The sequence below is a fragment of the Mesorhizobium sp. M7A.F.Ca.CA.002.05.1.1 genome, assembly GCF_003998335.1.
GTDB lineage: Bacteria > Pseudomonadota > Alphaproteobacteria > Rhizobiales > Rhizobiaceae > Mesorhizobium.
Window position 1 is genome coordinate 1 of record NZ_RZQI01000481.1, and the last position, 4544, is coordinate 4544.

The 4544-nt window shown below is 64.9% G+C and carries 6 protein-coding genes and 1 pseudogene; 1 reads left to right on the forward strand and 6 read right to left on the reverse strand.

The window, feature by feature from the left end; genetic code table 11:
• From EN939_RS22015 to EN939_RS22040, 6 genes and pseudogenes are all read right to left on the reverse strand, one after another.
• Positions 1-394, reverse strand: a pseudogene (locus EN939_RS22015) (peptidase M3); the annotation flags it as partial.
• 95 nt (positions 395-489) lie between these two features.
• Positions 490-924, reverse strand: a complete 435-nt coding sequence (locus tag EN939_RS22020; protein ID WP_127269640.1) for a nuclear transport factor 2 family protein — start codon at positions 922-924, stop codon at positions 490-492.
• On the reverse strand, positions 921-1565 hold the full coding sequence (locus EN939_RS22025; RefSeq protein WP_023811712.1) for a carbonic anhydrase: 645 nt from the start codon (positions 1563-1565) through the stop codon (positions 921-923). Before EN939_RS22025 ends, EN939_RS22020 begins: the two co-directional genes overlap by 4 nt.
• A gap of 148 nt (positions 1566-1713) precedes the next feature.
• Positions 1714-2484, reverse strand: a complete 771-nt coding sequence (locus tag EN939_RS22030; protein WP_127269641.1) for a DUF429 domain-containing protein — start codon at positions 2482-2484, stop codon at positions 1714-1716.
• Complete coding sequence (gene pdxY / locus EN939_RS22035; protein WP_127269643.1) at positions 2481-3365, reverse strand: pyridoxal kinase PdxY; 885 nt, start codon at positions 3363-3365, stop codon at positions 2481-2483. The genes EN939_RS22030 and pdxY overlap by 4 nt, the downstream gene beginning before the upstream one ends.
• A 13-nt stretch (positions 3366-3378) precedes the next feature.
• Positions 3379-3630 carry a hypothetical protein gene (locus tag EN939_RS22040; protein WP_127269645.1) on the reverse strand — a complete coding sequence of 84 codons (252 nt, stop codon included), beginning with the start codon at positions 3628-3630 and terminating at the stop codon, positions 3379-3381.
• Between the two features lie 162 nt (positions 3631-3792).
• Between EN939_RS22040 and EN939_RS22045 the strand changes: the two genes are divergently transcribed.
• On the forward strand, positions 3793-4431 hold the full coding sequence (locus tag EN939_RS22045; protein ID WP_127269647.1) for a LemA family protein: 639 nt from the start codon (positions 3793-3795) through the stop codon (positions 4429-4431).
• Positions 4432-4544 lie beyond the last annotated feature (113 nt).

Consider the following 4544-nt stretch of genomic DNA (forward strand, 5'->3'; position numbering starts at 1 on the left):
CTTCGACGCGGCGCTGGTAGAGATCGTCGATGCGGGCAAACAGCCGCTCATTCATCGAAATCGCCGAGAAATGCCTGGACATTTTCGGCGAGATGTCGCGCTCCAGCGCTTGGATCGTCTCGTTGGTGTAGGCGCCGGCGCGGCACCAGAAGATCGACGAGACGCGATCGAGCGCTTCGCCGCCGAGTTCCAGCGCGGCAAGCGTGTTCTCGATGGTCGGCGCATCCTTGTTGCCGGCGATCGCCTCGATCTCGGCCTCGTGCGCCTTCAGCGCCGCGTCGAAGACCGGGGAAAAGTCGCCATCGCCAATGCGCGTGAAATCGGGCAGGCCGAGCGGCCCTTGCCACGCGGTCAGCGGATGGGCGGCGAGGTCGACGGCTTTCGTGGAAGGCATGGACAGTCTTTCGATCGTTGACGGGGAGAGGTTTGGTCGTCCCCGATGTAGGGCGAGGCCTCGCAAGGCGCAACGGCTCGGCCCTCAGGATGGCGTCAGAAGCCGTCGCACGTCTCGGCGATTGCCGCTTGCGAACTGGCGGTGATGCGGTCGTCGGTCACCGCGAAAGTCTCATGCATGAGCTTGTCATTGTTGGGAAAGTCGTAGCAGGCGACCACGGTGGTGACCCCGCCTTCGCTCTTTTCGATCCGATGCCGGATCGCTGCGCCCGCAACCGCACCTTTCCATTCGTCCATCGAGGCGATGAATTCCTGCTTGCTTTGCACGATGCCGAGGTCGTCCAGCTTGATGCGGACATCATCGGCGAGCAGGTCGGACAGTTCGGTGCGGTCGGCGACCAGCAGCGCCGAATACCAGCGGCTGATGAGGGCACGATCATCGGCGCGGGCGGCAATAATCGCTATCAGCAGCGCGGCCGCCGTCAAAGCGGCCGACCTGATGTTTACCACCTTGCGCGCCGCTGTGTTCATCCCAGCTCCGGCCGTTCGAAATCGCCGGTTTCCTTGTTCATCGTCCAGAGTTCGCCGGTCGAGATATCGAACCAGGCCCCATGCAGCGACAGTCGCCCCTTGCCCTCGAGAATCGAGACGCAGGGAAAGGTTCTGAGGTTGGCGATGGAATAGCGGATCGAGATGCGCTCCAGCGCGGTCTGGCGCTCCGACGCGGTCATGAAGGTGCTGGAGGAGACGGTTTCGGCCGCCGGCGCGATCAGGCTCATCCACTTGCCGATGAAGTCGCCCGGCGAAAGCGGCGCGGAATTGGTGTCGAGCGCTGCACGGATGCCGCCACAGCGGCCATGGCCCATGACGACGATGTTCTTGACCTTGAGGCTCTGCACGGCGAATTCAAGCGCCGCCGAGGTCGAATGGAACTCGCCATCGGGAGCATAGGGCGGCACCAGATTGCCGACATTGCGCAGCACGAAGAGTTCGCCGGGCCCGGCGTCGAAGATCGCCTCGGGCGCCGAACGCGAATCGCAGCACGCGACGATCATCGTCTCCGGCGCCTGGCCTTCGCGAGCGAGATCGCGATAGCGCCCGCTCTCTGTGAGATAGCGGCCATTCATGAAATTGCGGTAGCCGGCGAGAAGATGTTCAGGGAGATGGGACATGGGCGGCGTCTGGAGCCTTTCCGGGTTGGATGCGGCAGCTCGTTGCGGTCTAGAGAGGCTCTAGCGGCAAAAGCCGGTCGCGAGCAATGCAGAATTATGAGGGCTGGCTAGAAATGCCATGCATCGAGCGCAACCTTGGCCAACAGCGTTACGCCCAGATGGCGACAGGAATGCCAAAGCTGTCGCGGCCCGGCGGGTCGGGCAGCGGCCGTGCCTCACCGCTGGCGATGCGACCGGCGATCAGCGTCATCGCGGCCGCGTCGAGGAAATCGTCGGCGGCGGCGCCGCGCGGTGGCGGCTGGTCGAGAAAGGCCGTGTCATAGCCATGCCGGCAAAGCAGAGCCTTGCGTTCCGCCATGCCGGCCGGATTGATGCCGCCCTTGATCTTCTTCGGCAGTTGCATGGCCTGATCGCCGTTCAGGCGGCAGAAAGCGACTTCCGGATGCGATTCGAACACGCGGCCGCGCAGATCGGGTCGCGCGATCAGCAGGGCGTCGATCTCGCGGATCTTGGCAAAAATGCCGAACGCCTGGATCGAGACTCCGCGCGGCGGGTCGGATGTGGTCAGGGCCACCTCGCTTGCCCTGATGTGCGCGGCATACCAGGCTTCGATGGTGGTGAAATCATTGGTCTCCGCATAGAGCGTGGCACGGGAGGGGATCGAGAAGACGCTGGATTGGCGCGCCCCGAGCAGCGGCCGCACCAGCGCTTCGGGGCCGCGACCGCCCTTGCCCGAAAAGTCGGGTAGGCCGATCGGCATGTCGACAGCGATGACAGCGTCTTCGGGAAGGGATGCGAGCAGGGCAGTGAAGGTTGCAAAGACACCGACCGACGGTGCCATGCCAAAAGCGCACCGGACGGCGATCCAGCCGGCCTTGCAGCCGTCGACGCCGACAAGCACGGCCTCAGTCGACGTCACGCCCGGCGGCCCCGCCCCGGATGCGTGAGGTGGCGAAGCTGGACCATCGCCATCGGATGCGACAGGCTCTGCGCATCGGTTTCGAGCTGCAGTTCGTCGCCGCCGCGCTTGGCGGTGCGCGCCAGGATCTCGTAGACCGCCGCCGTCGTCGATTGCAGCGCCTTGACCGGCGGCTGGCCGGACAGGATACGTGCCAGATAGACGGCCGCCGTCAGATCGCCCAGGCCATTCGGCGGCTTGTCGATCAGGCGATGTTCGGCGAGCAGCGCCTGGCTGCTATCGAGCAGCAGATTGCCGGTGCCGCCCGTCATCATCGACGGCGCAGAGGTGACCAGCATGGTCGATGGTCCGGCGTGGAGCGCTGCCGCGATCGCCGATTTCAGGTCGGGCAACGCGGCGCCGGCCATCCATTCCAGTTCGTAGCGGTTGGGGGTGGCTATGTCGGCGATCGGCATCAGCCGGTCGCGCATGGCGATGGCTGTCGGCTCGGGCACGTAGAGGCCGCCCGAATCACCCATCACCGGATCGCAGATATAGACGGCGCCGGGTGTCCTTGCCTTCACCGCGGCGACCAGCGAGGCGACGGCCTCGGCCTGGCCGGCCTCGCCGAGATAGCCGGACAACACGGCGCCGACTTCACCCAGCCATGGCGCCCGCTCGAGATCGGCCATCAGCGCCTTGAACTGGTCGAGCGGCGGTACGATCCGTGTTGCCCGTCCATGGCCGGGATGCCAGGGCAGGATGACGGTCGGCACCGCCCAGACCGGGAACCCCAGGGTCTCCAGCGCAAACACGGCGGCACGGTTGCCGACCGAGCCGCGCGCGACATGGCTGGAAATGACGATGACCGCACGCGGCGCGTCGGTTTGTTCGGCGCTCATTGTCGTTTGATTCCTAACTGCCCCGGATGACGTAAAGCACGAGCCAGACCATCAGGCCCAGCGCCAGCAGCAGGCCCAGCGTGCGGCCAAAGCGGGTGCCCCAAACTTCGATCGGATCGGCGCGATCGGCATCGGCCGCGGTGACGTGATCGCGCATGCCTTTCGCGGCCCGCCCCGCAAACGAGTCGCCCGCCGGATTCGTCTCGTGCGCGATGCGCTCGAGGATACGGCGCGATTCCTTCTCGCTGTCCTGGCGCTCCGCCATGATGATGTCCCGTTTTGTGGACCTTATCGCGTTCGTACGGCCAATCACAGACCCTTGCAGCGGCATCGGGCATGGCAGGCGAGGGGCTGCCGGCCCGGGCGGTTTTCTTGCGCGCTGATTGTGGTAATGCTTCGCGTGCAACTTCTACCGAGGGACCCCATCATGTTTGCCCAGCGCCTTGCCTCGCCGTCCATTTTCCGCACGCTGCCCGCCTTCCTGATGATGGCGATCGTGCTGCCGCTGCTTGCCGGCTGCGGCTACAACACCATCCCCACAGCGGAAGAAAACGCCAGGGCGGCGTGGAGCGAGGTGCTGAACCAGTATCAGCGCCGCGCCGACCTCATCCCCAACCTGGTCGAGACGGTGAAGGGTTATGCCTCGCACGAAAAGGATACGCTCGACGCGGTGGTCGAGGCGCGCGCCAAGGCAACGCAGATCACGGTAACACCGGAAACGCTGAAGGATCCCGAAGCCCTCAAGAAGTTTCAGGATGCCCAGGCGGGGCTGACCAGCGCGCTGTCGCGGCTGATCGCGGTCTCGGAGGCCTATCCCGACCTCAAGGCCAATCAGAATTTCCTGGCGCTGCAAGCCCAGCTCGAAGGCACCGAAAACCGCATCGCGGTGTCGCGGCGCGACTACATCCAGGCGGTCAGGGACTACAATCTGACGCTGAGGACCTTCCCCTCGGTGCTGTGGGCGACCTTCTGGTTCCGCGGCAATGAGCCCTTTGCCAATTTCACTGTCGCCGAAGACAAGATGCAGCCGCCGAAGGTCGATTTCGGCACGAAGCAGGGCGGGTGAACGTCGACTGTCATCGGAATAAATCCCGCGAAATGACGGGCTGCTGGCGTGCAAACACCCCCCTCTGTCCTACCGGAACCGGCCCTTCGCTGGCGCTTCGGGCGTTCGTCGTT